We start from the raw sequence: 22,613 nt of genomic DNA, 5'->3' as shown, positions 1-22,613 counted from the left end.
ATGCCCAAGCGCGCTCCCTTGAACGAACCTGTCCGTCCAGCCCCTCGTGCCTCGACGCGTGCGGCGCGCATGTCGGCGTCGCCCGCCCGGACGAACGACCCTGAAGCCACCATGCAGAACATCCTGGAGGTGGCCACCCAGGAGTTCGCCGCCAAGGGCCTGACCGGCGCGCGCATTGACGAGATCGCCGAGCTCACGCGCACCAGCAAGCGCATGATCTACTACTACTTCGGTAGCAAGGAAGGGCTGTACATCGCGGTGCTGGAAGAGGCCTACCGCCGCATCCGCAGCATCGAGAACGAACTGCACCTGGAAGACCTGCCGCCCGAGGAGGCTCTGCGCACGCTGGTGGGCTTCACCTTCGATTACCAGAACGCCAACCCCGACTTCATCCGCCTGGTGATGAACGAGAACATCCACCGCGGGGAATTCCTGGCACGCTCCGAGACCATCCAGCAGCTCAATGTGCCGGCCATCGATGCCGTGCGCGCCGTCTACGAGCGCGGGCGCAAGGCGGGCGTGTTCCGTGCCGACCTCGACCCGGTGGACCTGCACCTGTCCATCAGCGCGCTGTGCTTCTTCAACGTGTCGAACCGGCACACCTTCTCGCTGATCTTCAAGCGCGACATGGACTCGCCCCAGGCCCTGGCGGCCCGGCGCGCGAGCATCGTCGACCTGATCGTGCGCTACGTCAGAAAGTAGGCGAGGGCTCATTCTGTGCGGCCTTGCAGCGGGTGCGGGAAAACGCCTAGAAAATTACTAACCAGTTCGTACATTGTTGATCCATTATTGGCGGGAAGCCTCCTGCCATCAAGGCTTGGGCATGGAGGAAAACCCGAGTCACCCGATAAAAACCTGTTCACCGTGATACCCCAACCTGAACCCGGCGAACCGTCGGCCCATCGCCTGCCCCGAGACACCCAGCTGCTGGTCGGCCTCATCGGGGCCGGCATCCAGCGCTCGCTGTCGCCGACCCTGCACGAGGAAGAGGCGCGCCACCACGGCCTGCGCCTGCACTACCAGCTTATCGACTTGGAGCGCACCGGCTCGGGCGTCGAGGCCTTGCCGGGGCTTATCCAGGCGGCCCGCACGATGGGCTTTGCGGGCCTGAACATCACCTACCCCTGCAAGCAGGCGGTGATCCCGCTGCTCGACGAACTTTCCGACGAGGCGCGATCGATGGGAGCGGTGAACACCGTCGTGTTCCGCGACGGGCGGCTCATCGGCCACAACACCGACGGCTCCGGCTGGACCTGGGGCTTCCGGCGTGCACTGCCGCAGGCCGATCTGCGCGAGGTGGTGCTCCTGGGCGCTGGAGGCGCGGGCGCCGCCATTGCGCATGCCGTGCTGCGCCTGGGTGCTGCCCACCTGGTGCTGGTGGACCGCGAGCCGGCACGGTCCGAGGTGCTGGCCGCGTCGCTCAATCTGCTCCATGGCGCCGGCCGCGCCCGGGTCGAGGCGGACATCGCGGTGGCCTTGCGTGAGGCCACCGGCCTGGTGCATGCAACCCCCACCGGGATGGACAAGCTGCCGGGTCTGCCTGTGGCGGCCGAGCTGCTGCGGCCGTCGCTGTGGGTCGCCGAGGTCGTGTACTTCCCCCTCGACACCGAGCTGCTGAAGACCGCACGCCTGCGGGGTTGCGCCACCGTCGATGGCGGCGGCATGGCGGTGGGCCAGGCCGTGGGCGCCTTCGAACTGTTCACCGGCTTCACGCCCGATGCGACCCGGATGGAGGCGCACTTCCGCCGCCTGGTGGCCGCTCGCACCGATGCCTGAAAGGAGTGCCTGATGAGCCAACAGCCGTCCAACCGCGAAGCCATCGACGACCCGCCCAACCCGCTGGGGCTGGACGGGATCGAGTTCATCGAATTCAGCACGCGCCGCCCACAGGCGTTGGGGCAGGTGCTGGAGGCGATGGGTTTCCGGCCCATCGCGCGCCACCGCTCGCGCGAGGTGCTGCTGTACCGCCAGGGCAGCATGAACATCGTCATCAACGCCCACGCCGAAGGCCTGCCGGAAGCCGCGCAGCCCAGTGAGGCCCCCGAGATCGCCGCCATCGCCCTGCGCGTGCGGGATGCGGGTGCTGCCTGGCGTCGCGCCATCGCACTCGGCGGCTGGGCCGTGCCGGCCCAGCCCGAGCCCATGGAGCTGCATATCCCCGCCCTGCATGGCGTGGGCCACAGCCGCCTCTACCTCGTCGACCGCTACCGCGAGTTCTCGATCTACGACGTCGACTTCGTGCCCATCCCTACCGTCGATCCTCACCCGCCGGCGGTGGCCGGACTGCACTGGTTCGGTGTGGTGCAGTACGTGGGCCTGGGCCGGCTGGACGACTGGACCGAGTTCTACGCTGAGCTCTTCGGCTTTGCCGCCCTGCCCGAAGACACCCGCTTCGGCATCCTGCCACGCGGGCGCGTGCTGGCCAGCCCCTGCGGGCAGTTCTACCTCCAGCTCATCGAGCCCGAACTCGATGCCGTGGACGCCGACCCTGACGAAACCCTGCATCGCATCGCGTTCGGCACGCCCGACGTGCGTGCGGCCGTGCGTGAACTCACCCGCCGGGGCGTGGCCTTTGTCGAATCCAGCGGCGTGCACACGGAAGACCGCGGCGCGCTCACCCAGACCAGCCTGGGCGGCGTCGCCTTCGAACTGGTGGTCCACCCGTCGCCCGCAGCGTGAGGCCCGCCATGCACATCGACGACTTCGGCATGGACACCATCACCCTGGCCGGCGACCTGCGCGCCAAGCTGCGCGCCGTGCGCGAGGCCGGCTTCGGGCAGATCATGCTGTCGGCGCGCGACCTGGTGGGGCATCCCGATGGCTGGCGCGCCGCGGTGAGCGAGGTGAAGGCCAGCGGCCTGCGCGTCACCGGCTTCCAGGTGCTGCGCGACTTCGAGGGGCTGTCGGGCCATCTGCACGAGTACAAGGTCGACATCGCCAAGGGCATGCTCGAAATGTGTCACGCCCTGGGATCGACGGTGCTGCTGGCCTGCTCGTCCACGTCTCAGCACGCCGGCAGCGATCCTGACGACCTGGCGCGCGACCTGCGCAAGCTCGCCACCCTGGCCGTGCCGCTGGGCATCCGGGTGGCCTACGAGGGCTTGTCCTGGGGGCGCCACATCAACGAAGTCACGACCGCCTGGGACGTGGTGTGCCGCGCTGACCGGGCCAACCTGGGCCTGTGCATCGACTCCTATCACGTGCTGGCGGCGAAGACGCCGCTTGATGTCATCGACACGATCGATCCGCAGAAGATCTTTCTCGTGCAGCTCTCCGACTTCCTGTGGAACGAGGTTCCGAGCTTCGAGGAGCGCATGAACACGGCACGGCACTTCCGCGTCTTCCCCGGCGAAGGCGTGCACACCGACGGGGTGGCCGAGATCGTGATGCGACTGGACCGGATGGGCTACCGGGGCGACTACAGCTTCGAGGTGTTCAACGATGACTACCAGGGCTTGCCCCTGCCCACCGTGGCGCAGCGCGCGAGGCGCTCGGCCGTGTGGCTGGCCGAGGGCATCCTGCGACGCTCCACGCCGCTGCCCAACCGGATGCGCCTGCGCGGCACGTCCTGATCGATCAGAGAAAAAGAAACCCCGCCGGTGTTTGCACACGGCGGGGTCGAAGCGTTGGGCCGGGAAGGCTTACTTCTTCTTGGCGGCCTTCTTGGACGCAGCCTTCGGAGCCGGGGCCTTGGCGGCCTTGCGGGCTGCGGCCTTGGGGTCGACGGCGGCCTTGAAGCCGGCACCCGGAGCGAACTTGGGCAGCTTGGCAGCGGCGATCTTGATCTTGGCGCCGGTGCTGGGGTTCACGCCGTTGCGGGCGGCACGGGCGTGTTGCTTGAAGGAGCCGAAGCCCGGCAGGGTCACGGCGCCACCCTTCTTGACGGTCGTGACGATCGCGTCGAGCAGGGTCTCCAGGATGCGGCCGGCTTCGGCCTTAGACAGATCGTGCTTGGAAGCCAGGTGTTCAACCAGTTCGGTCTTGTTCATGCGTTGGATGTCAGAGTTCAAAAAGGACGCCCGACCATTACGGGCGGGCCGATTGTGCCGTACATCTGGACCGAAATCCGTGTGGGCCTCGCGGATCGATGCGCGGCGCACGCAATGAATTCGCGTCAACTTGGCCCAAGAACGGTCTCCGAACGGAACAGGGGCTGGCAAGGCGAGTGAGAATCTGCCCTCGCGTTTCATGCCACGATGGTGGCGATACCCCGATGTCCGTTCGCACCTCGACGCCGATGGTTTCAGCCCGCATGGGTGCGCTGATCGTTCAGCGCGCACGCGCCCTGGGTGTGGAACCATTGCAACTGACCTCCGGCACGGGCTTCGAAGAGGCATGGTTGAACGATGTCGAGGCCCGCATGCCGCTTGTCATCGAGGAGCTCTTGTGGACACGCGCGGCGGAATTGACCCGCAGGCCATCGTTTGGTCTGTATGCCGCCAGCCAGATTCGCCCCGGTGAGTTCGATGTGCTGGATTACGCCGTGCGCACTGCACCCGATCTGCGTACGGCATTGCAGCGCCTGGCGCGCTACAACCGGCTGTTGCACGATCTTGCGGTTTTCGAGATCACTCCCATGGGTGAGACCACACGGATCACCCATCGCTTCGACATCGTGGGTGCCCGGCCATGTCCGCAAGCCGCAGAGTTCACCTTGGCCTCGTTGGTGGTGGTGGCGTCCCAGCTCTGCGGTGAACCCGTGCGTGCACTGAACGTTGACTTTACACATGCGGCACTGGATACGCTCGATGCGTACCGATCCGTCTTTGGTGTCGTGCCTCGTTTCGAGTGTGCTGTCGCTTGCATGGTGCTGTCCAGTGAGCTGCTGGACCGCCGGGTGCCTGCCGCCGATCCTGTGCTGTCGCGTATCGTCACCGCTCATGCCGAGCAGCTGCTCCTGGCCAAGCCGCGGCAACCGGAGAACATCGCCATGCAGGTGCGACGGCACTTGGCCGAAGGCATGGCCCACGGGCCGACATCTCTGCAGGCGGTGGCTCGGCGGCTCAATCTGAGCGAGCGAAGCCTGCAGCGTCGGCTCCGTGACCAAGGCACATGCTTCGCCGACTTGATAGACGAAGTACGAAGCGAGTTGGCCACGTGCTACATTGCCGATGAGCGCCTCGCTATCGGCGAGGTGGCCTACCTGTTGGGCTTTGCCGACACGAGCTCTTTCCACCGCGCATTCAAACGCTGGAAGGGCATCACGCCAGCGGCAGCTCGGCGTGCTCGGTTCTGACCCCCCTTTATTGTCATGGGCGATGGGGGGCAGCACACGTGCGTTTCACGGTGCACAGACGCGTGCAAGAAAGTCCAGCAGCTGGGGCGCCACGCGTTCGGGCATCTCCAGGTGCGGATAGTGCCCGGCTCCCTCGACCAACAGGGACTCGGCGCCCAGTGTGTCCGCCAGCCAGCGGGCCTCGGCAACGGGATCAGGAAAGTCGGGATCCCGCGTGCCCATCACCACCAAGGCGGGCACGTGGTTGCGCGCCAGGATGGCGGTGGTATCGGCCTTGGACAGACCGATCATCGTGCGAAGTGCTTCCATGCGACCAGGTTCTCTGAGATTCAAGGCGAGAGCGGCTTTTGCGTTGGCATGATCCGCGGGTTTCCGAGAAGGGAAGAGGCTGTTCCAGAACGCCAGCCAGAAGGGCACCCGCCACGGGCCTGCGAAGCCGATGGCAACGGCTGCCTTGGCGAACCATGAAGGCCTTCCGTCACGCACAACGGGCCCCAGTAGAACGACTGCACGCACCTGTGCTGGCGCATCGTGCGCAGCCCACAGTGCAGATCCCGCGGCAAATGAATTGCCCAGGATCACCGCAGGCCCTGCGTTCAAGTGGTCCATCAGTGCCAGGGCATCACGACCCACGGCATGTGCCGAATAGTCGTTCCACCGTGCGGTCGTATCACCGTGACCACGAATGTCCATCGTGACGACGCGGTATCCAGCCTGCCGAAGCAGTGGTCGCAGAGCCCGATACTCCGAGCGCAGATCGCCCATCCCTGGAATGGCCAGCACCAAGGGCCCGTCGCCGCCAGTGTCATCGTAGGCAATCTGTCCCTCATCGATGGACAGAAATCGGGGGCTTGCATCGGGCGGGCCCGTCATAGCGGCATGGACGGAGGAGTCAGGACTGCCGGCCATGGCCATCATGGGCTTGGAAGTTGTCTTCATCGGTATGTTCCTCAGGTCAGTCGACCATCGAATGTCACGCACCTCGTGGGTCATGAACATGACTTTGGGCGCCTAAGTGTTGACCGCAGGCGACTCCACACCCACCACCCGCCTGCAGTACTCGTGGTTCATCATCCGGGACACGATGAGTCGGGCCTCCGGTGGTTGTCTTCACACTCAGGGAGAACCCGATTCGCCTAGGTGACAGTGAAGGGGCGCCGGCCTGCCGGATACTCGAAGGCACAAGACCTTCGAGGAGACCGCCATGTCCGACCGGCACTTCGCCTTCTGGCCGGAGCACGCCACGCGGCACCTGCCTGTGCCGCAGACGCACCTCTATCGCAACGTCGAGGTCTCGGCGATGCGTTTCCCGGACAAGCCCTTCCTGATCTTCTACGACACGCCGCTGAGCTTCGCCCAGTTCCACGATGAGACGGAACGCATTGCCGGCTACCTGCAGCGCGCCTGTGGGGTCAAGAAGGGTGACCGGGTGCTGCTGGACATGCAGAACAGCCCGCAGTTCATGCTGGCCTACTACGGTATCCTGCGGGCCGACGCGGTGGTGGTCCCGCTCAACCCGATGAACCTGGCGAAGGAGCTGGAGCATTACGCCAGCGACAGCGGTGCGCGCGTGGCCTTCGTGGCGCAGGAACTGCTGCCTCGCATGGGCCCACTGCTGGGCCAGGCGCTGGACCACCTCATCGTCGCGACCTACAGCGACTACGCCACCGCCCCCACCGACCTGCCGGTGCCCGATTTCGTGTCCGCGCCCCGGGTGGCGCTTGCGCAGCGCGGCGCCGTGGCCTGGGCCGACATGCTGGCGGCGAACTTGCGCCCCGGCCCCATCGAGGCCGGCCCCGACGATCTGGCTGTGATGCCCTACACCTCGGGTACCACCGGCCTGCCCAAGGGCTGCATGCACACGCATCGCACCACCATGTACAACGTTGCAGCCGGCAGCGTCTGGTGGAAAGCCAACGCTGGCCAGGTGGGCATGGCCATCCTGCCGCTCTTCCACGTCACCGGCATGCAGGCCGGCATGAATGGGCCGCTCTACACCGGCAGCACCATCGTGGTCCTGCCCCGCTGGGACCGCGACGCCTGCGCGCTGTGCGTGCAGAAGCACGGCGTGTATGGCCTGGCCCTCATCACGGCCATGGTGATCGACTTCGTCTCCAACCCGCGCCTGCCCGAGTACGACCTGAGCAGCCTGCGCCGCATCGCCGGCGGCGGCGCCGCCATGCCCAAGGCCGTGGCCCATGCGCTCGAGCACAAGCTGGGCCTGCGCTACGGTGAGGGCTATGGCATGACCGAGACCATGGCTGCCACGCACAGCAACCCGCCCGATGCGCCCAAGGCCCAGTGCCTGGGCGTGCCGCTGTTCGATGTGGACGCCCGCGTGGTGGACCCGGCGACCTTTCAGGAACTGCCCCCGGGTGAGGTGGGCGAAATCGTGGTGCACGGCCCGCAGGTGATGCTGGGCTACTGGAACCAGCCCGAGGCCAGCGCCCAGGCTTTCGTGGAGATCGACGGCAAGCGCTTCCTGCGCACCGGCGACCTGGGCACCACCGATGCGGATGGCTATTTCTTCTTCGTCGACCGCCTCAAGCGCATGATCAACGCAGCCGGCTTCAAGGTCTGGCCGGCGGAGGTGGAGGCGCTGCTCTACCAGCACCCGGCCGTGCAGGAGGCCTGCATCATCGCCGCCATGGACCCGCGCCGCGGCGAGACAGTCAAGGCTGTCATCGTGCGCAAGCCCGGAGCGGCGGGCGAGGTGAGCGAGCAGCAGATCATCGACTGGTCGCACGAGCACATGGCGGCCTACAAGGTGCCGCGCATCGTGGAATTCGTGGACAGCCTGCCCAAGTCGGGCACCGGCAAGGTGATGTGGCGCGAACTGCAGGAGCGCGAGCGTCTCAAGGCCACGTGAGGCCGGTTTACAGCCTGCGAGGGGCCGGCTACGATGAATATTTTTCAGAATCATGTTCTGCATAGCAGAACAATAATCCTCCCGGAGCTTCCATGAGCAGCGCAACGCCTTCTCCCAGTCCAGTTCGAGCCGACGTGCCGCCGGAGGTGGCGGCCGCGATCGAGCGTGCGGAGCGCGTGGCCGCCCAGATCCCTGACGTTCCTGTCGATACACCGCTGCGTCCCATCCACAAGGTGGGCGTGATCGGCGCAGGCACCATGGGAGGCGGCATCACGATGAACTTCCTCAATGCCGGCCTGCCCGTGGTGCTGCTGGAGATGAAGCAGGAAGCGCTGGACCGCGGCCTGGCCACCATCCGCCGCAACTACGAGAATTCGATGAAGAAGGGCAAGCTCACGGCCGAACAGGTCGAGGCGCGCATGGCCCTGATCACGCCCACGCTGGCGTACGATGGACTGCGCGATGTCGACCTCGTGATCGAGGCGGTGTTTGAGGACATGGGCGTCAAGGAAACGGTGTTCAAGACGCTCGATGAGGTGGTGCCGTCCGGAGCCATCCTGGCGTCGAACACCTCCTATCTCAACATCGACCGCATCGCCGCCTTCACGAAACGCCCGCAGGACGTACTGGGCCTGCACTTCTTCAGCCCGGCCAACGTGATGCGCCTGCTGGAGGTGGTGCGTGGGGCGAAGACGGCGCCCGATGTGCTGGCCACGAGCATGGCGCTGGCCAGGCGCATCGGCAAGGTGGCCGTGGTGTCGGGTGTGTGCGACGGCTTCATCGGCAACCGCATGCTGGCGCGTTACGGCGCAGCCGCCCAGGGCCTGATCCACGCCGGTGCGTTGCCGCAGCAGGTGGACGGCGCCCTGCAGGCCTTCGGCATGGCCATGGGCCCTTTCCGTATGGGAGACCTGGCCGGCCTGGACATTGGCTGGGCCACGCGCAAGCGTCGCGCCGCCGAGGCGGGCGTGCCCATGCAGCCGATCGTGGCTGACAAGTTGTGCGAAGCTGGTCGCTTCGGCCAGAAAACCGGTGCCGGCTGGTACCGCTACGAAGCCGGCAGCCGCGAACCGCTGCCCGACCCGGTGACCGAACAGCTCATCACGGACTACCGTGCGGCCCGTGGCATCACGCCGCGACCGATCAGCGATGAAGAGATCGTGCAACGCTGCATCTATGCCCTGGTGAACGAGGGCGCGCGCATCCTGGAGGAGGGTATCGCCGCTCGCGCGTCGGACATCGACCTCGTCTACCTCAATGGCTATGGTTTCCCGAAACACCGTGGCGGCCCCATGCTCCACGCCGAAACGGTGGGGCTGGCCGAAGTGGTGCGTTGCCTGGAGCGTTTTGCGAGCGAGGAAGGAGCCGACCCGTCCTGGCAGCCGGCGCCCTTGCTCAGGCGTCTGGCCGCCGAGGGGAAAACCTTCAACTGAGGTACAATATTCGGTCGCTCGCGGACGGCCTACACCGTCATCGCCCTTGATGGACGAGCCCGGCCACCCTGCCGGAGCCCCGCGAGTGTCGAGAGGGCGTGCCGGCACCGCCTGGCGGATCTGGCACCCCAGCGCTGCGGGCCGCTGCGGTACGCGGTCTGCTCCGGCCCGGGGCTTGCATCGTCCGGGTCGGTCTGAATCCCAAAGGCTTCCAGTCATGAGCAGCAAACCGGTCACCACCAAGATCAAGGAAGATGGGCTGCGCTACCGTTCCAAGGTGGGCGGCTCGCCCTTCGTGGGCAACGGCAACACCCGTTCGTGCTTCAAGTGCGGCAAGCACCGCACGCCTGACCAACTCCAGCCCAAGCGCGTGCTGGGCCGCACCGAGATGGTGTGCAAGCCCTCCTGCAAGGACCTTGAGCAGTCCTGACGCATTGTTCGCGGGAGGTTCTCTCGCATGAGCAAGGCCTTCACCAAAGAAGCCGACGCGTCGGACGAGGACGACGATCTCGCCCTGCCGGCCCTGCCTCAGGGCGCGCGCAACTACATCACCCCTCAAGGCTACGCCCGGCTGCGCGCCGAGCTGGTTTCGCTGGTCAACGACGAGCGTCCGAAAGTCGTCGAGGTGGTGTCGTGGGCTGCGTCCAACGGCGACCGCTCGGAAAACGGCGACTATCTCTACGGCAAGAAGCGCCTGCGCGAGATCGATCGGCGCATCCGCTACCTCACCAAGCGGCTCGAGATTGCCGAGGTGGCCGACCCGTCGGCCCATCACGGCAAGGACCAGGTCTTCTTCGGTGCCACCGTCACCTACGCCAATGCCCAGGGGGAGGAACGCACCATCACCATCAAGGGCATCGACGAAGTGGAGCCCCTGCAGGGTGAGGTGAGCTGGATCTCACCGATTGCGCGGGCGCTGCTGCGCGCGCGCGAGGGCGACGAAGTATCGCTCGTCACGCCTGGCGGCGTGGAGACAATCGAGATCCTCGACGTGCGCTACCCCGCGCCCGAATGAACGGCCAGGGGGCCTGTGTCACTGCGGTTTCACGCGGGATACACGCAGCACGAGAGGCGATCGCTTGAGCGTGCGCAGCACCTGGGCCAGGTGGACGCGATCGCGCACGGCCAGCAGCAGCTTCAGCTCGGTGGTCGACTGGCCCGGGTCGTGGCCCATGTCGATGTGCGTGATATCCGCCTCGGCCTCGCTCACAGCCTGCGCCACCTTGGCCAGCACCCCCTTCTGGTTGAGCACCAGGACGGTGACGGCCGTATCGAACATGCGCGAAAGCTCGTCGGCCCATTCCACCGCGATCCAGCGCTCGCTGTCGCGCTGATACAGGCGCTTGCCCACCTGGCACTCGCCGGTGTGCACCACCAGCCCCTCGCCGCGGCCCAGGTAGCCGACGATGGCATCGCCCGGAATGGGGCGACAGCAGGGCGCCATCTGCACCGTGCCGCCTTCGCTGCCATCCAGCGTGATCATGGCCTGCGAGGGTGTACTGTCGTCGGTGAGATACCGGCTCATCGACAGCGTGAGGGCATCGGGCTTCGTGCCTGATTCGGCCAGCAGCTTGGCCAGGCGCTTGGCGACGATGGTGGCGATCTTCTTGCCCAGGCCGATGTCCACCAGCAACTCGCGCTTGTTGCGATTGCCGCTCCAACGGATCAGCGCCTGCCACAGCGCCGTGGCGGGCCCGTGGGTCTCGTCGCCGGCAGGCATCTGCAGGCCTTCACCGCGCATGGCCTGGGCGAGCAACTTCTCACCCAGCTCCAGCGACTCGTCCTGCTTCATGTTCTTCAGGTAGTGCCGGATCTTCGAGCGGGCCCGGCCCGTGCGCACGAAGCTCAACCAGGCGGGGTTGGGGCGAGAGACCGGCGCAGTGATGACCTCCACCACGTCGCCGCTGCGCAGCTCGGTGCGAAGCGCCACCTGCTCGCCGTTGACCTTGGCCGCCACGATATGGTCGCCGATGTCGGAGTGAATGGCGTAGGCGAAGTCCACCGGCGTGGCCCCGCGCGGCAGGGCCAGGATCTTGGACTTGGGCGTGAAGACGTATACCGCGTCGGGGAAGAGATCGACCTTCACGTGTTCCAGGAACTCCGCCGCATCGCGGGTTTCGTCCTGGATGTCCAGCAGCGACTGAAGCGACACCGTCCCGGCGCGCTGGGCCTCGTGGGCCCCTGCCAGCTCGCTCGACTTGTAGAGCCAGTGCGCCGCGATGCCTTTTTCCGCCACCATGTGCATCGCCTCCGTGCGGATCTGGAATTCCACCGCCGTGCCCAGGGGGCTCACCAGCGTGGTGTGCAGCGATTGGTAGCCGTTGGCCTTGGGGATGGCGATGTAGTCCTTGAAACGCCCCGGCATGGGCTTGTAGAGCTGGTGCAGCACACCCAGGGCCAGATAGCACTCCGGCAGGGTGTTGACCACGATGCGAAAGCCAAAGATGTCGTTCACCTGGGCGAAGCTCAGGTGTTTCTCGCGCATCTTGGTGTAGATGGAAAAGAGCGTCTTCTCGCGACCGTAGATCTGGATCTTCAGGGACGACTCGGCGAAGGCCTTCTCCACATCAGTCTGAATGCGGTTGACCAGGTCGCGCCGGTAGCCGCGTGCCCGCTGCACCGCCTTGTTCAGCGCTGCGTGTCGCCAGGGCAGCAGGTACTCGAAGGAAAGCTCCTGCAGTTCGCGATAGACCTGGTTCAGGCCCAGGCGGTGGGCGATGGGCGCGTAGATGTCCAGCGTCTCGCGGGCGATGCGTCCCCGCTTGGACGAAGGCATGGCGCCCATCGTGCGCATGTTGTGCAGCCGGTCGGCCAGCTTGATCAGCACCACACGCACGTCGCGTGCCATGGCCAGCAGCATCTTGCGGAAGGACTCGGCCTGGGATTCCTCCCGCGTGGAAAACTGCAGCTTGTCCAGCTTGGTGAGGCCGTCCACCAGCTCGGCCGTGGCAGCCCCGAAACGCTCGGCCAGATCGAGCTTCGTGGCGCCGCTGTCCTCCATCACGTCGTGCATCAGCGCCGCCATGATGGCCTGCGCATCGAGTTTCCACTCGCTGCACAGGCCGGCCACCGCAATGGGGTGGGTGATGTAGGGCTCTCCGCTGGCGCGGAACTGGCCCAGGTGGGCCGCGTCGGCGTACTTGTACGCCTCGCGGATGCGCTTGATCTCGGACTCGTCGAGGTAGTCGAGCTTGTGGGTGAGGGCCGCGAAGGAGGCCGCGGCCGCGTCCACGTGCGCCCCTTGCCCGACGGTATCGGGCGGGGCGGGGCGTTTGCCGGCGGTGGCGGTCGCAGTTCGGGCGGACATGACGCGAATTTAGCGCGGATTCGCCAGCTTCGCCGCGACCGGCCGGAAACAGCTGCGCCCGAAACGGGTTCGGGCGCAGTGGAGGAAGGGGGTGGCCGGCGCGACCGGCGGCGGTCAGGTCGGAACCTTGCGCAGCATCTCCAAGCCCACCTCGCCAGCGGCGATCTCGCGCAGAGCCGTCACGCCAGGCTTGTTCTTGGACTCGATCTTGGGCGCATGGCCCTGGCTGAGCATGCGGGCCCGGTAGGTCGCAGCCAGCACCAGCTGGAAGCGATTGGGAATCTTCTGCAGGCAGTCTTCGACGGTGATGCGGGCCATGGGGACTCCGGGCAGGCAGGAAAGGCGCTGCGTGTCAGTTCAGATTGAGGGCTTCGAAGACAGCGCGCTTGCTGCGTGCCTGCGCGGCGTACTTCAAACGCTGCGCATGCACGATGGCTTTCAGGTCGAAAAGCGCCGTCTCGAATAATGCGTTAATTATAACGAAGTCGAAGTGTCGGGCCTGGGCCACCTCGGTGCGGGCATTTTCCATGCGCCTGGCGATCACCTCAGCACCGTCTTCGCCACGCCGGCGCAGCCGCTGCAGCAATTCCTCGAAGCTGGGCGGCAGGATGAAGATCAGCACCGCGTTCGGAAAGAGCTTCTTGATCTGCAGCGCACCTTGCCAGTCGATCTCCAGGATCACGTCCTCGCCGGCTGCCATGCGGGCTTCGATGCCGGCCCGCGAGGTGCCGTAGAGATTCCCGTGCACTTCAGCCCATTCGAAGAAGTCGCCGTGGTCGATCATGGCGCGGAACTCGGGCTCGGTGATGAAGTGGTATTCGCGCCCATCCACTTCCTGGCCCCGTGGGGCGCGGGTGGTGTGCGAAATCGAAACGTTGAGATGGGAATCGAGCTCCAGCAAGGCCTTGACCAGGCTGGACTTGCCAGCCCCACTGGGGGCGGCGACGACGAAGAGATTGCCGGGGTAGTCCATCGCGAGTCCTCGGGCTATTCGATGTTCTGCACCTGCTCGCGCATCTGCTCGACGAGCACCTTCATCTCCACCGAGATCTGGGTGAGTTCCAGGGCCGAGGCCTTGGATCCCAGGGTGTTGGCCTCGCGGTGCAGTTCCTGGATGAGGAAGTCGAGGCGCTTGCCGATCTCGCCGCCGGCGCGCAGCAATCGCTCGATCTCGTCCAGATGGGCTGACAGGCGCGAGAGTTCCTCGGCCACGTCGATGCGCAAGGCATAGGCGGCGGCCTCGCTCAGGGCGCGCTCGCGCAGGGCGTCGGCGCTCATGCTCTGGGCGGCACCGGCTGCCTCCAGAGCCTGCTGCCAGCGCTCCAGGAAGCGTTCCTGCTGGCGCTGCACCACCTGGGGCACCAGGGGCGCGGCCTGGGCGGCGAGTTCGCGCAGCTTGACGATGCGTTCCATCAGGATGGCCACCAGCCGTTCCCCTTCGCGCGCCCGGGCTTCGATCAGTCCTTCGACGCAGGTGCGGGCAGCCGCCAGGGCGGCCTCGTCCAGGCGCTCGGCCGCAGCGTTGCCCTTGCACCACTGCAGGGCCTCATGCACGGACAGCGGCTGCGCCTTGGGCAGCCAGCCCTGCACGGTCGATTCCAGCCTTGCCAGGCGGTTGAGCTGGTCCGGCTGAGGCTGAGGCCAGGCGGCGTCGGCGTCGCGCTGGGTGTTCAGACGCAGTTCGATCTTGCCGCGTCGCAGGCGTGCCGTGAGCAGCTCCCGCAGGGACGGCTCCAGGGCGCGCAGTTCGTCGGGCATGCGAAACGCGAGGTCCAGGAAACGGCTGTTGACCGAGCGCAGCTCGACCGTGACACCGGCGCCGCGCGCGGGGGCCTCGTCGCCCGGGGAAACCTGGGCCTGCGAGGAAGCGCTCGCATACCCGGTCATGCTGTAAACTGCCATGACACCTATCGCATTGCAAAATCCGATTATGTCAAAGCCCAAACCTTCCCCGTTGCCGCCGGGCACCGTGGTCGGTGGTTATCAGGTCATCAAGAAGCTGGCGGCCGGGGGCTTTGGCGTCGTCTATCTATGCGAAGACCAGGACAAGCGCCTGGTGGCCCTGAAGGAATACCTGCCGTCCTCGCTGGCCGAGCGTGCGCCCGGTGAGCTGGCGCCGCGGGTCAAGCCCGAGAAGCAGCCGCTGTACCGCCTGGGCCTGAAGAGCTTCTTCGAAGAAGGCCGATCGCTGGCGCAGATCTCGCATCCCAGCGTGGTGTCAGTGCTCAACTTCTTCCGCGAGAACGAAACCGTCTACATGGTGATGAACTACCTGCAGGGCGACACCCTGCAGGACTTCATCGTCACGGCCCGCGAGCTCAAGCGCGACAAGGTCTTCCGCGAATCCACCATCCGCTCGCTGTTCGATGAGATCCTGCGCGGCCTGCGCATCGTGCATCAGCACAAGATGCTCCACCTGGACATCAAGCCGGCCAACATCTTCATCACCAACGACAACAAGGCGGTGCTGCTCGATTTCGGTGCCGCCCGCGAGGTGCTGAGCAAGGAAGGCAATTTCATCCGGCCGATGTACACGCCGGGTTTTGCCGCGCCCGAGATGTATCGCCGCGATGGCACCCTGGGCCCCTGGACCGACATCTACGCGATCGGCGCGTGCATCTATGCGTGCATGCAGGGCTATCCGCCCAACGACGCACCGCAGCGCCTGGAGAAGGACCGTCTGGCCCTGTCGCTGTCGCGCCTGCGCAATGTCTATTCCGACAACCTCATCGAGGTGACCGAGTGGTGCATGGCGCTCGACCCGCTGTCGCGGCCGCAGAGCGTTTTTGCCCTGCAAAAGGAACTGGCGCGCGAGACCGAGCGCCGCTACACCAAGCTCAGCTTCAGCGAACGCCTGAAGCTGCAGCTCGAGAACCTCAAGGGCGGCAAGCAGGCCTGAAAGCCTTGCAGGAGATCAATCGATGAGGTTTTCGGTCTATCAAGTCAGCCGCAAGGGCGGTCGGGAGAAGAACGAAGACCGCATGGGCTACTGCTACACGCGTGATTCGGGGCTCTTCGCGCTGGCCGACGGCATGGGGGGGCACCCCGAGGGCGAGATGGCCTCTCAGATCGCCCTGCAGACCATGGCGGCCCTGTTCCAGCGGGATGCCAAGCCCATGCTGAAGGATCCGATCCGCTTCCTGCACGATGCGGTGATCGCCGGGCATCATCAGCTTCTGCGCTATGCCACCGAGCGGGCGCTGGTGGACACGCCGCGCACGACGGTGGTGGCCTGCGTGATGCAGAACGGCGCGGCCTACTGGGCGCATTGCGGCGATTCCCGCCTCTACCTGATCCGTGGCGACAAGCTCATCGCCCGCACACGCGATCACTCTTATTCCGAACTGCAGGAAACGCTCAACGGCGTGGTGGCCATGGGAGAGCGCTTCAACCGCAACGTGCTCTTCACCTGCCTGGGCAGCCCGGGCAAGCCCGTGGTCGACACCGTGGGACCGCTGCTGCTGCACCAGGGCGATCGTGTGCTGCTGTGCTCCGACGGGCTGTGGGGCACGCTCTCCGACCAGGTCATCACCGATCAGATGGCGACCCGCCCCATCGCCGATGCCGTGCCCGAATTGGTGGAGATGGCGCTGCGCAAGGCTGGGGCCAAGAGCGACAACGTGACCGTGCTGGCTGTGGAATGGGAGTCCTCCGAGGACTACGATTCCACCCGGGGTATCTCGACGCAGAGCCTGGGGGAAGAGGTCTTTGCCTCCACGATCCAGGCCAGCGTGATGGGACAGGAGCCCGACGAGCTCGACGAGGCCGAGATCGAGCGCTCCATCCGCGAGATCAACGAAGCCATCAAGCGCTCGTCTCAGAAGAAGCCCTGAGTCCGGCGACTTCCTTTTCCATTTCGCATCAGGATATGAGTTATCAACGTGCTGGCGGCCGTGCCGCCGATGCTTTGCGCCCCGTGCGCCTGACTCGTCACTACACCCGCCACGCCGAGGGTTCGGTGCTGGTCGAGTTCGGCGACACCAAGGTGCTTTGTACAGCCTCGGTCGAGGAACGGGTGCCGCCGCACAAGAAGGGGTCAGGTGAAGGTTGGGTCACGGCCGAGTACGGCATGTTGCCGCGCTCGACGCACACGCGCAGCGACCGTGAAGCTGCGCGCGGCAAGCAAAGCGGCCGCACCCAGGAGATCCAGCGGCTGATCGGCCGCTCGATGCGCACGGTCTTTGACCTCAGTGCGCTCGGGGAGCGCACGATCCAGCTCGATTGTGATGTGCTGCAGGCCGACGGCGGCACGCGCACGGCCGCCATCACCGGCGCCTACGTGGCCGCCTGCGATGCGGTGACATGGCTGCTGGAGCAGGGTCGCATCACGACCTCCCCGCTCAAGGACGCCGTGGCCGCGGTCTCGGTGGGCATTGTGGAGGGCACGCCGCTGCTGGATCTGGAGTATGTCGAGGACTCGGCCTGTGATACCGACATGAATGTGGTCATGACGGGCCGTGGAGGCTTCGTCGAGGTGCAGGGCACGGCCGAAGGGGCCGCGTTCACGCGAGCCGAGATGGATGCCTTGCTGGCCCTGGCCGACAAGGGCATCCGTGAGCTGCTGGCGGCCCAGCGGGCGGCGCTGGGCCTGTGATCGCGATGCGCCTCGTTCTGGCCTCGAACAACGCCAAGAAGCTGCGCGAACTGGACGCTTTGCTGGGCGGTCTGGGATTGACGCTGGTACCGCAAGGGGCTCTGGACATCCCGGAGGCGGAGGAGCCGCACGAGAGCTTCATCGAAAACGCGCTGGCGAAAGCCCGGCACGCCGCTTTGGCCGCCGGCGGGGCGGCGCTGGCCGACGATTCGGGCCTGTGTGTCCCCGCACTGGGCGGCGCGCCCGGTGTGCACTCGGCGGTGTTTGCCCCGGCCCCCGCGGTGGACGGCGATCGCGAGACCCGGCGCGCGGCGCAGGACCGCGCCAACAACGAGCGCCTGCTTCAGCACCTGCAGGGCGTGACCGACCGCCGTGCGCGCTTTGTGAGTGTGCTGGTGGCTGTGCGCCACGCGCAGGATCCCGAGCCGCTGGTGGCCATGGGGCGCTGGGAAGGGCAGATCCTTGACGCACCGCGCGGGCAGGGCGGGTTTGGCTACGATCCGCTGATGTACATCCCTGCGCTGGGGGCGAGCGTGGCCGAGCTCGACGCAGCGACGAAGAATGCGCTCAGCCACCGCGCCCAAGCCGCCCAGCGCTTGCGTGGCCTGCTGACCGAGGTGTGGGGCCTTGGCTGAAGCACCCGCCTCACCGGCCGATGCGGCTCAGCGCTATCTGCGCCAGGGCACGCTGCGTCTGGCGTCGCTGCCACCGCTGTCCTTGTACGTGCACCTGCCCTGGTGCCTGCGCAAGTGCCCATACTGCGACTTCAATTCCCATGAGTGGGCCGCACAGCAGGGCGACAGCGCTCCGGGGCTGCCGGAGGCGGCTTACCTGGACGCGCTGCGGGCCGACCTGGAGGCCGCCCTGCCGCTGGTGTGGGGGCGCAAGGTGCACAGCGTCTTCATCGGCGGAGGCACCCCCAGCCTGTTCTCGCCCGAAGCCATCGATCGACTCCTGGGCGACGTGCGCGCCCGGCTGCCGCTGGAGGCGGCCTGCGAGATCACGCTGGAGGCCAATCCCGGGACCTTCGAGCGCGACCGCTTTCGTGGCTACCGTCAGGCCGGTGTGACGCGCCTGTCGGTGGGTGTGCAGAGCTTTGACGATGAGAAGCTCAAGCGCCTGGGCCGGGTCCATGATGCGGACCAGGCCAGGGCGGCGCTGGAAGAGGCGCGCGCCTGCTTCGATACCTTCAACCTCGACCTGATGTATGCCCTGCCGGGGCAGACGCTCGAGGAGCTCGATGCCGATCTGAGCCAGGCGCTGGCCTTCCAGCCGCCGCACCTGTCGGTCTACCACCTCACCATCGAGCCCAATACCTACTTCGCCAAGTTTCCGCCCGCGGTGCCCGATGATGATCTGGCCTTCGAGATGCTGGACCGCATCACCGAGCGCACCGCTGCTGCGGGGCTCGCACGATACGAGGTGTCTGCCTACGCCCGGCCCGGCCATCGCTGCGAGCACAACCTGAACTACTGGAGCTTCGGCGACTACCTGGGCATCGGGGCCGGAGCCCACAGCAAGCTGAGCTTTCCGCATCGCGTGGTACGACAGATCCGGTACCGGGAGCCGGCACGCTACATGGCGTCGGCGATGGCGGGCCAGGCGGTGGCGCAGGACCAGGAAGTGGCCCGTCGCGATCTGCCCTTCGAATACATGCTCAATGCCTTGCGGCTGAAGGAGGGGTTCGAGCTGAATCAGTTCACCGAGCGCACGGGCCTGCCGCTGTCATCGATTGCAGCGGCCCTGGACGAGGCCGAGCGACGGGGATTGCTGGCGCGCGACTGGCAGCGGGCCTGGCCCACGGAGAAGGGCTTCGATTTCCTGAGCGATCTGCAGGCGCTGTTCCTGAACGAAACCGCTTGACCTCTGCGTGTGCCGTGGCAGGATGTCTCATTGACTCCACCGATCGGCCCTGCAGATCCCGATGACTTCTCCTTCTGATCTTCCCGGCGGCCAGCGGGTTCTGCTGGTCGAGGATGACCGTGTCCAGCAACTGCTGGTCTCGACGCATCTGGAACGCCTGGGCTGCGTGGTGGACATCGCCGAGGACGGCGAAGAAGGCTTGGCCCTCTGGGCGGAACACCGGCACGGGCTGGTCGTGACCGACTGTCGCATGCCGCGCATGGATGGCTATGCCTTCGTGAGAGCGCTTCGTGCGCTGCCAGACGGTGCCGCCGTCCGGGTGGTGGGCATGAGTGCCGATGTGGACGACCGCGCCAAGGCCCTGGAGGCCGGGATGGAGGCTTTGCTGGAAAAGCCGCTGTCGTCGGAATCCGTGGCCCAGCTGCTCAGACGCGGTTGAGACTCATGCCGGCCGTGGCGCGCAGGCGCTCGATCAGGTGCGGTGCGATCTGGCTGAGGGGAAGCACCTCATGGACCGCGCCGGCGGCGATGGCTTCGCGCGGCATGCCGAACACCACGCACGAGGCTTCGTCCTGGGCCACGCAGTAGGCGCCGGCATCGCGCATCTCGCGCATGGCCTTGGCCCCGTCGGCGCCCATGCCGGTGAGCATGACGCCGATCGCGTTGGGCCCCACCACGCGGGCGGCCGACTTGAACAACACCTCGACCGAAGGCATGTGCCGATTGACCGGTTCGCCCACCTGCACGCGGGCGATGTAGTTGGCGCCCGAGCGCTCGACGCTGAGGTGATGCCCCCCCGGGGCGATGTAGGCATGGCCGGGCAGCACACGTTCGCCGTCCTGCGCCTCCTTGACAGCAATGCGGCACAGTCCGTTCAGCCTTGCGGCGTAGCTCTTGGTGAACCCTGCCGGCATGTGCTGGGTGATGACCACGGCAGGCGCGTCGGCCGGCAAGGCGGTGATCAGCTCCCGGGTGGCTTCGGTGCCGCCGGTGGAGGCGCCGATGAAGATGATCTTCTCGGTGGACAGGCGCCCCAGGCCCTGCAGCGGGACGGGCCGGCTGTCGGCGGCGGCAGGCGTTGTGGGGGCGGGCGCAGGAACCTGGAGCTTGCGGACCTGGGCCTTGGCGGCGACGCGGATCTTCTCGGTGATCTCCTGGGCGAGTTGCTGCAGGCCGTCAGCGATGCCGATCTTGGGTTTGGCCACGAAGTCGATGGCGCCGAGTTCCAGCGCGCGCAAGGTCACGTCGGCGCCCCGCTCGGTCAGGGTGGATACCATCACCACGGGCATGGGGCGCAGGCGCATGAGCTTGGACAGGAAGTCAATGCCGTCCATGCGCGGCATCTCGACGTCCAGCGTGATGACGTCGGGGTTCAGGTTGCGGATCATCTCGCGGGCCGCGTAGGGGTCGGCGGCAGCGCCCACGCACTGCATGTCGGGCTGGCGGTTGATGATCTCGGTGAGCAGGCTGCGCACCAGGGCCGAATCGTCGACCACCACGGCTCGGATCTTGGTCATGGGGTGGGTCTTTCTCAGAAGAGGTCGATGGATCCGGCGCCACTGGCGGGCGGCACCACGCGCTGGCTGGCGGCGCGATCCTGCGCGATGATGGCCTCGGGGTTGCTCGGTGCCAGTCGCTTCACCATGGCCTTGCCGCTGGCGGGCAGGAAACACACCTTGCGAGGATAGACGTCGAGCACGTCCTTGGACACCACGGGAATCCGTTCGGTCTTCAGGTAGTCGAGCACGAAATCGGTGTTGCGCTGACCGACGTTGAGCGTGTTCATGCCGCTGATGACCTGGCCGCCGCCGAACACCTTGGCCTCCAGGGTGCTGCGGGTCGCTCCGCGCTTGAGCAGTTCGTTGATCAGCAGTTCCATGGCGAACGAACCGTAGCGGCCACTGTCCTGGGCACCACCACCCTCGGGGAGCATGAAGTGGTTCATGCCGCCGACGCGTGCGTTGCGGTCCCACAGGCAGGCGGCGATGCACGATCCCAGGGTGGTCATGATCAGCAGGTCCTCGTCGTGGACGAAGTACTCACCCGGCAGCACCTTGACGGCGTCGTTCTTGAAGTGGGCGTCGTAGAAGAAAAAGGAGGCTTCGCCTGGTTTGCGCGGAGCGGCCTTCAGGGCGGCAAGGCGGGTGCGCTCAGGGGCTCCAGCCATGCCGCTCATGGTGCTGCTCAGGCGAGGCGGCGGCGCTTCGGCACTGTGGTATGAGCTGCGGGCAAGCATGATGGTCTTATCGGCGGCTGCGGCGGTGGCTTGAACGCCAAGCGGTAACACCCGGTGTCACAGACGGCGATAGACCGTCTTGCCCTGAAGCTGGAAGAGATCGCGCGAATCGGTGAAGTTTTCCGAGTGGCCGACGAAGAGCGTGGCTTGTGGGCGCATCACCGCATGCATGCGCTCGAGCACCTTGCGCTGGGTCGGCCAGTCGAAATAGATCATCACGTTGCGGCAGAACACGATGTCGAAGGGATCACCCAGCGACCAGTGCGGCGACATCAGGTTGAAGGTGCGGAACTCGATGAAGCGAGCCAGTTCCGGCTTGACGCGGATGAAGCCGGTATTGGGTCCGGTGCCGCGCAGGAAGTGGCGTTTGAGCCGCTCGGGCGACAGGCCGCGCGCATCGTGGGCATAGACCCCTCGGCTGGCGGTGGCGAGCACCTTGGTGTCGATGTCGCTGGCGATGATGCGGGCGGGGGCTTGTGTCCCGAGCACTTCGGCCAGGACCATGGCGATGGAGTAGGGCTCCTCTCCCGTGGAGGCAGCGTTGCACCAGATGCGCAAAGGCTTGGAGGCGTCACGCCGGCGCAGCAGGTCGGCCAGCAGGCTGAAGTGATGCTCCTCGCGGAAAAAGGCCGTGAGGTTGGTCGTGAGGCAGTTCACGAACTCCTGCCACTCTGCATCGGCCAGTGGGCCCTGGGCCTGCTCCAGCCACTGCAGATAAGCCGCGAACGAACGATGACCGGTTTCGCGCAGCCGGCGGGACAGCCGGCTGTACACCATTGCCTGCTTGCCGGCATGCAGGCTGATGCCTGCGCGTTGGTAGATCAGCTGACGGACGCGCTCGAAATCGGTCTTGTCGAAACTGAACTCGCGGTGAATGTCGGCCACCGGTGGAGCCAGTTCGGCCACGGCGCCGGGCGGGAGCTGCATGTTGCTCATGTGAGTCTCGGCTCAGGGTGAGCAGTGGTGCCGCTCACGCGGCTGCGCTGTGACTGTGGAGCTTGAACGTCCCCACCACACTGGCCAGGCGCTGAGCCTGCTCACGCAGGGACTCGGCGGCGGCGGCCGACTCCTCGAC

23 protein-coding genes and 1 pseudogene are annotated in these 22,613 nt (G+C 66.3%); 15 read left to right on the top strand and 9 right to left on the bottom strand.

The features are described from left to right. Window positions 1–18 precede the first annotated feature (18 nt). From C1704_RS13810 to C1704_RS13795, 4 genes are all read left to right on the top strand, one after another. A complete protein-coding gene (locus C1704_RS13810; protein WP_419186806.1) occupies window positions 19–702 on the top strand; it encodes a TetR/AcrR family transcriptional regulator in 684 nt (227 codons plus the stop codon). 165 nt (window positions 703–867) lie between these two features. Then, window positions 868–1,776, top strand: coding sequence for a shikimate dehydrogenase (locus tag C1704_RS13805; protein WP_245876498.1), 909 nt, complete (start codon window positions 868–870; stop codon window positions 1,774–1,776). Between the two features lie 12 nt (window positions 1,777–1,788). Continuing rightward, window positions 1,789–2,679 (top strand): VOC family protein, encoded by an 891-nt coding sequence (locus C1704_RS13800; protein ID WP_104303324.1) that lies wholly within the window; start codon window positions 1,789–1,791, stop codon window positions 2,677–2,679. Between the two features lie 8 nt (window positions 2,680–2,687). Further along, the gene (locus C1704_RS13795) at window positions 2,688–3,572 is read left to right on the top strand and encodes a sugar phosphate isomerase/epimerase family protein (RefSeq protein ID WP_104303323.1); all 885 of its coding nucleotides are present in this window, start codon (window positions 2,688–2,690) and stop codon (window positions 3,570–3,572) included. A 69-nt stretch (window positions 3,573–3,641) separates the two neighbouring features. Here the strand turns inward: C1704_RS13795 and C1704_RS13790 are convergent, their stop codons facing one another. Then, window positions 3,642–3,989, bottom strand: coding sequence for an HU family DNA-binding protein (locus C1704_RS13790; RefSeq protein ID WP_104303322.1), 348 nt, complete (start codon window positions 3,987–3,989; stop codon window positions 3,642–3,644). 224 nt (window positions 3,990–4,213) lie between these two features. Here C1704_RS13790 and C1704_RS13785 point away from each other — a divergent pair, with 224 nt between their 5' ends. Continuing rightward, window positions 4,214–5,236: an AraC family transcriptional regulator gene (locus C1704_RS13785; protein ID WP_170064708.1), complete on the top strand. Its 1,023-nt coding sequence runs from the start codon at window positions 4,214–4,216 to the stop codon at window positions 5,234–5,236. Between the two features lie 45 nt (window positions 5,237–5,281). On the opposite strand, the gene C1704_RS13780 is transcribed toward C1704_RS13785, so the two are convergent. After that, on the bottom strand, window positions 5,282–6,175 hold the full coding sequence (locus C1704_RS13780) for an alpha/beta fold hydrolase (protein ID WP_211286944.1): 894 nt from the start codon (window positions 6,173–6,175) through the stop codon (window positions 5,282–5,284). A gap of 265 nt (window positions 6,176–6,440) precedes the next feature. On the opposite strand from C1704_RS13780, the gene C1704_RS13775 reads away from it, so the two are divergent. The 4 genes and pseudogenes from C1704_RS13775 to greB all read left to right on the top strand — a co-directional run bounded on the left by C1704_RS13775 (window position 6,441) and on the right by greB (window position 10,553). Beyond that, window positions 6,441–8,105: a long-chain fatty acid--CoA ligase gene (locus C1704_RS13775; RefSeq protein WP_104303319.1), complete on the top strand. Its 1,665-nt coding sequence runs from the start codon at window positions 6,441–6,443 to the stop codon at window positions 8,103–8,105. A 170-nt stretch (window positions 8,106–8,275) separates the two neighbouring features. Next, window positions 8,276–9,538: pseudogene (locus C1704_RS13770) on the top strand (3-hydroxyacyl-CoA dehydrogenase); the annotation flags it as partial. Window positions 9,539–9,755: 217 nt separating this feature from the next. Beyond that, the gene (locus tag C1704_RS13765) at window positions 9,756–9,968 is read left to right on the top strand and encodes a hypothetical protein (protein WP_104303317.1); all 213 of its coding nucleotides are present in this window, start codon (window positions 9,756–9,758) and stop codon (window positions 9,966–9,968) included. 27 nt (window positions 9,969–9,995) lie between these two features. Next, the gene (gene greB / locus C1704_RS13760) at window positions 9,996–10,553 is read left to right on the top strand and encodes a transcription elongation factor GreB (RefSeq protein ID WP_104303316.1); all 558 of its coding nucleotides are present in this window, start codon (window positions 9,996–9,998) and stop codon (window positions 10,551–10,553) included. Between the two features lie 18 nt (window positions 10,554–10,571). On the opposite strand, the gene C1704_RS13755 is transcribed toward greB, so the two are convergent. From C1704_RS13755 to C1704_RS13740, 4 genes are all read right to left on the bottom strand, one after another. Next, entirely contained in the window at window positions 10,572–12,845 is a 2,274-nt protein-coding gene (locus C1704_RS13755) for a RelA/SpoT family protein (protein WP_104303315.1), read from the bottom strand. Window positions 12,846–12,959: 114 nt separating this feature from the next. Further along, window positions 12,960–13,163, bottom strand: coding sequence for a DNA-directed RNA polymerase subunit omega (gene rpoZ / locus C1704_RS13750; protein WP_104303314.1), 204 nt, complete (start codon window positions 13,161–13,163; stop codon window positions 12,960–12,962). Window positions 13,164–13,197: 34 nt separating this feature from the next. Next, the gene (gene gmk, locus C1704_RS13745) at window positions 13,198–13,818 is read right to left on the bottom strand and encodes a guanylate kinase (RefSeq protein WP_104303313.1); all 621 of its coding nucleotides are present in this window, start codon (window positions 13,816–13,818) and stop codon (window positions 13,198–13,200) included. A gap of 14 nt (window positions 13,819–13,832) precedes the next feature. Beyond that, window positions 13,833–14,747, bottom strand: a complete 915-nt coding sequence (locus C1704_RS13740) for a YicC/YloC family endoribonuclease (protein ID WP_104303312.1) — start codon at window positions 14,745–14,747, stop codon at window positions 13,833–13,835. A 28-nt stretch (window positions 14,748–14,775) separates the two neighbouring features. Between C1704_RS13740 and C1704_RS13735 the strand changes: the two genes are divergently transcribed. The 6 genes from C1704_RS13735 to C1704_RS13710 all read left to right on the top strand — a co-directional run bounded on the left by C1704_RS13735 (window position 14,776) and on the right by C1704_RS13710 (window position 19,741). Then, window positions 14,776–15,744, top strand: coding sequence for a serine/threonine protein kinase (locus C1704_RS13735; protein WP_104303311.1), 969 nt, complete (start codon window positions 14,776–14,778; stop codon window positions 15,742–15,744). Window positions 15,745–15,766: 22 nt separating this feature from the next. Next, on the top strand, window positions 15,767–16,678 hold the full coding sequence (locus C1704_RS13730) for a PP2C family protein-serine/threonine phosphatase (protein ID WP_104303310.1): 912 nt from the start codon (window positions 15,767–15,769) through the stop codon (window positions 16,676–16,678). A gap of 35 nt (window positions 16,679–16,713) precedes the next feature. Further along, window positions 16,714–17,439 carry a ribonuclease PH gene (gene rph / locus C1704_RS13725; RefSeq protein WP_104303309.1) on the top strand — a complete coding sequence of 242 codons (726 nt, stop codon included), beginning with the start codon at window positions 16,714–16,716 and terminating at the stop codon, window positions 17,437–17,439. A gap of 5 nt (window positions 17,440–17,444) precedes the next feature. Further along, window positions 17,445–18,074: an RdgB/HAM1 family non-canonical purine NTP pyrophosphatase gene (rdgB, locus tag C1704_RS13720; RefSeq protein WP_104303308.1), complete on the top strand. Its 630-nt coding sequence runs from the start codon at window positions 17,445–17,447 to the stop codon at window positions 18,072–18,074. Continuing rightward, window positions 18,067–19,302: a radical SAM family heme chaperone HemW gene (gene hemW, locus C1704_RS13715; RefSeq protein WP_104303307.1), complete on the top strand. Its 1,236-nt coding sequence runs from the start codon at window positions 18,067–18,069 to the stop codon at window positions 19,300–19,302. Before rdgB ends, hemW begins: the two co-directional genes overlap by 8 nt. A 61-nt stretch (window positions 19,303–19,363) precedes the next feature. Beyond that, the gene (locus C1704_RS13710; protein ID WP_104303306.1) at window positions 19,364–19,741 is read left to right on the top strand and encodes a response regulator; all 378 of its coding nucleotides are present in this window, start codon (window positions 19,364–19,366) and stop codon (window positions 19,739–19,741) included. On the opposite strand, the gene C1704_RS13705 is transcribed toward C1704_RS13710, so the two are convergent. The 3 genes from C1704_RS13705 to C1704_RS13695 form a co-directional block, all read right to left on the bottom strand. Then, entirely contained in the window at window positions 19,728–20,819 is a 1,092-nt protein-coding gene (locus C1704_RS13705; protein ID WP_104303305.1) for a protein-glutamate methylesterase/protein-glutamine glutaminase, read from the bottom strand. The two genes, C1704_RS13710 and C1704_RS13705, sit on opposite strands and share 14 nt — an antisense overlap. A gap of 14 nt (window positions 20,820–20,833) precedes the next feature. After that, a complete protein-coding gene (gene cheD, locus C1704_RS13700) occupies window positions 20,834–21,469 on the bottom strand; it encodes a chemoreceptor glutamine deamidase CheD (RefSeq protein WP_245876492.1) in 636 nt (211 codons plus the stop codon). Window positions 21,470–21,595: 126 nt separating this feature from the next. Next, a complete protein-coding gene (locus C1704_RS13695; RefSeq protein WP_104303387.1) occupies window positions 21,596–22,465 on the bottom strand; it encodes a CheR family methyltransferase in 870 nt (289 codons plus the stop codon). Between the last annotated feature and the right edge of the window lie 148 nt (window positions 22,466–22,613).

The sequence above is a fragment of the Caldimonas caldifontis genome (genome assembly GCF_002930615.1).
Taxonomy (GTDB): Bacteria; Pseudomonadota; Gammaproteobacteria; order Burkholderiales; family Burkholderiaceae_C; genus Caldimonas; species Caldimonas caldifontis.
This window is presented reverse-complemented; position numbering and strand designations above follow the sequence as displayed.